Origin of the sequence: Amycolatopsis sp. NPDC023774, from assembly GCF_040639695.1 — a bacterium.
Lineage (GTDB): Bacteria > Actinomycetota > Actinomycetes > Mycobacteriales > Pseudonocardiaceae > Amycolatopsis.
Genome location: NZ_JBFAAJ010000089.1, coordinates 1 through 3685 on the forward strand (window position 1 = coordinate 1; position 3685 = coordinate 3685).

At 67.4% G+C, this 3685-nt stretch carries 2 protein-coding genes, 2 tRNA genes and 1 pseudogene; 1 reads left to right on the plus strand and 4 read right to left on the minus strand.

Translation table 11 applies throughout. The features are described 5' to 3' along the window. Positions 1–785: 785 nt before the first annotated feature. From AB0F91_RS46900 to AB0F91_RS46910, 3 genes are all read right to left on the minus strand, one after another. A tRNA-Glu gene (locus tag AB0F91_RS46900) sits at positions 786–858 on the minus strand. Positions 859–959: 101 nt separating this feature from the next. Beyond that, positions 960–1031: transfer RNA gene (locus AB0F91_RS46905), tRNA-Gln, on the minus strand. Between the two features lie 50 nt (positions 1032–1081). After that, on the minus strand, positions 1082–1918 hold the full coding sequence (locus AB0F91_RS46910) for an HAD family hydrolase (RefSeq protein ID WP_360608974.1): 837 nt from the start codon (positions 1916–1918) through the stop codon (positions 1082–1084). A gap of 325 nt (positions 1919–2243) precedes the next feature. On the opposite strand from AB0F91_RS46910, the pseudogene AB0F91_RS46915 reads away from it, so the two are divergent. Then, positions 2244–3503 (plus strand): annotated as a pseudogene (locus AB0F91_RS46915) (FAD-dependent oxidoreductase); the annotation flags it as partial. 12 nt (positions 3504–3515) lie between these two features. Here the strand turns inward: AB0F91_RS46915 and AB0F91_RS46920 are convergent. After that, a partial coding sequence (locus tag AB0F91_RS46920) for a transposase (RefSeq protein ID WP_360608976.1) occupies positions 3516–3685 on the minus strand: 170 nt, incomplete at its 5' end.

Below are 3685 nucleotides of genomic sequence, written 5' to 3' on the forward strand. Positions count from 1 at the left end.
AGCAGCAGAACACCGACCAGAACTAGACGACAACACCGCGCACGGGGTCAATTTTCCCGAGACCACCCGGGGTCAAGGTTCCCGAAGCGTTGACACCACCCGTCCGCGCAGTGCGCCCTCCATTCCCACGCGGCAAGAACCGGGCCGCCACCACCTCTGCTGTGAAGGTCCTGCACTCGCCTGAGATCATCGCCGCACCGAGCAGGCGCCCTCATCACCCACTACCCGTCCCACAGGCGCCAGAACGCCCCCAGCTCCAGCGATCAGCCCCCAACCAACCCCGCACTCCGGCCGCACTCACGCCCCTCCGGCTGACCAGCGAACGGAAACCCACGCTCGGGCCGACCAGCACGCCCTCCAGTCGAGCAGCCACAGTTTCAGGGCCTGGCTCTGCTCTGGCTCTGGCGCAAACAGACCAGTGCCCCTCACCAAAACACGGCGGCCCCAAAGCCCGCCGCGCCCGTTTCAAGAACCTGATGCTCCGGCCACCCGCCCGCTCGCCAGGTCAGTCACCGCGTCCCAACCGAGAACTAGCTCCTGCGGCCATGCACGGCATGCGTAGCCCGACCACACGAACCACCGCGTACACGAGCAACACCCCACTGCCCGCCCCGACAGCCCTCCGAGCCAAAGACCCGAGCCGCCACCCCCGCCGCAATGAACAGTCCCGTGTAGACGCCCACCAACACAGGCCAGCGACCCCTGCTGAACCCCCGATATCATCCAACCCCAGAAATGCCAAAAACCCAGGTCCGCAACTGCGAAACCTGGGTGGCGACTATCTGTACCCCCGATGGGATTCGAACCCACGCTACCGGCGTGAGAGGCCGGCGTCCTAGGCCGCTAGACGACGGGGGCTTAGGATCTTTCCCCGTTTCCGGGGAGCTATTCTGTTTTTCTTGCTGGAGAGAACTTACCAGAGGCGATTTCTCGCCCTGCAAGGGGGTCACTCTCCGCAGCTGGGGTACCAGGACTCGAACCTAGACTAACTGGACCAGAACCAGTCGTGCTGCCAATTACACCATACCCCAGTGAGACACTTTCCCGGCTCGGCCGGTTCAGCACCGCACGGAGAGAAATACTAGAGCACGCTGCCGCGCAGCTGCGCAGCGGGGGTGCCCGCCGCGCGCAGGACGGGGACGCCGACGGTCGCGTACTCGGAAACCAGCAGCTCAGGCAGCTCGTCGAGGGTTGTGACCGTGTGTACGCCGGCGGGTGCGCGTTCGCCGGTACGACCGGTCCCGTCGCGGTCGAGCCAGACGGCGCCGAGGCCGGCGTCGTGCGCGCCGATCGCGTCGGTGTCGAGCTTGTCGCCGACGTGCACGGTCTGCGCCGGGTCGCACCCCAGGCCCAGGCACACCGAGTGGAACATCACAGGGTCAGGCTTGGCAACGCCGAGTTCGCCGGCGATGGCCACGTGGTCGAAGAACGGCGCCAGCCCGAGGTCCGCGATCTTGCGGCGCTGGTGCGCGCCCGAGGCGTTCGTCACGGCCGCGAGCAACAGGCCCGCCGCGCGCAGCCACTCGAGGCACGGCAGGACGTCGTCGAACAGTTGCCACGACGTGGCGAGAATGTCGCGCCGACGCGCCTCGAACGCGGTCACCTGCGCGGAATCCGCGGAGATGCCGAGCTCGGCGAGGAAGCATTCGGTGCGACGGTGGTGCATCACGTCGTAGCCGAGTTTTCCGGCGACGACCAGCGCCACGTGCTCCTCGGTGATCAAGTCCCACAACGGCCAGAGATCACTGCGGCCGGTGAGGGCGCGGAGGCTGACGCGGATCGCGGCAGTGCAGTCGATCAACGTGTCATCGATGTCGAGGCAGACCAGACGCAGTTCCGGAGGCGCCCACGGTTCGGATCCGACAGGTGCCGGAGGGGCACTTCGCGAAGGGGTCGGGGGTGCCACAGCGAAATCCACCCAGTGAGGCTAGGGCACTCGCCGCGTTCGCAACGCGGCCAAAAAGGTGATTACCGCTCCGCTGATCCGGCGCGCCGCGTCTACTCCCAGTCCGAGGAAAGTGTTGATCCGGTTACGACGCGGGAATCCGGCCAACCGGGTGAGTGAACCGATTCGTGCGATGCCAGTGAAACGGTTCAAGCGGCGCCTTGCGACGAAACCGTGCGCGTAAATACCGCCCCTCGCACGCACGAGTCCGTTGTGGACAGTCAGCGACGTGACGCAACGACCACTTGACGCGGGAGCGGTCGCGGGTGCATTCTGAAGTTATTCAACGAGTGATGAAAAGAGGGAGTTGAGTCAGATGACCGAGCACACGCGTTGCGTGGTCGTGGGCGGCGGACCTGCGGGCATGGTCGCCGGCTTGATCCTGGCGAGGGCGGGGGTCGAGGTGACCGTGCTGGAGAAGCACGCCGATTTCCTGCGCGACTTCCGCGGCGACACGGTCCACCCCTCCACCCTCACCCTGCTCGACGAGCTCGGCCTCGGCGAGAAATTCGCCGCGATCCCGCACAGCGAGTTGAGGGAAGCCGGCTTCCCCACCCAGGACGGCGGCCTCATGAAGCTCGCCGACCTGTCGCTGTTGAACGTTCCACATCCCTACATCGCGATGGTCCCGCAGTGGGATCTGCTCAACCTGCTCGCCGAATCGGCTCAGAAGGAACCGACGTTCACCCTCCGCCTCGAGACGGAGATGACCGGCTTGCTCCGCTCGCGCGGCCGTGTCACGGGCGTGCGCTACCGCACGGCCGACGGCACCGAAGGCGAGCTGGAGTCCGACCTCGTCATCGCCGCCGACGGTCGCTGGTCGCTCGCGCGCCGCGCGGCCGGCTTGAAGCCGCGGGAGTTCGACTGCCCCTTCGACGTCTGGTGGTTCCGCCTTTCCCGCCACGAAGACGAAGTCGGCTCGATGCTCATGCCGCGCATGAACCGTCGACGGTTCGCGGTGCCGCTGCCCCGCAACGGCTACTACCAGATCGCCTACCTCGCACCGAAGGGCGAGGACCTGCGCGCCGCCGGCATCGAGGCCTTCCGCCGCAACGTCGTCGAGGTCTGCCCCGAGTTCGCCGACCGCGTCCACGAGCTGGAGACAATGGACGACGTCAAGTTCCTCGACGTCCGCCTCAACCGCCTGCACCGCTGGCACGCCGACGGCCTCCTCTGCATCGGTGACGCGGCCCACGCGATGTCGCCCGTCGGCGGCGTCGGCATCAACCTCGCCGTCCAGGACGCGGTCGCCGCCGCGACCCTCCTGGCCGACCCCCTCCTCCGCGGCCGCGCCTCGCAGGACGACCTCGCGAAGGTCCGCACCCGCCGCCTAACCCCGACGATCGCCGTCCAGACCCTGCAACGGCTCCTCCACCGCGCGGTGATGCGCCCCGTCATGGCCGGGCGCCGCGATGGCCCGCCGCCCCAGCTCATCGCTCTCTTCGCGCGCTTCCCCAAGCTCGCCTACATCCCCGCGCGCCTACTGGGCCTGGGTTTCCGTCCCGAGCACGCCCCGGCCTTCGCCCGCCGCCCGATGGAGCCGGCCGGGAAGAAATAGGGCTCTGTTGATTTATGTGTGGGTGCGGTCGGGTAGTTCGGGGCGGTAGCCGCCGAGGGCGAGGAGCGCGAGGGAGATCAGGGCGTCGGGGTGTTTGAATCCGAACGCGAGGCGTGTCAGCAGTCGGATCTTGGTGTTGGTCGACTCGATCAGTGCGTTGGACAGGCGGTGATCGAGGGTCG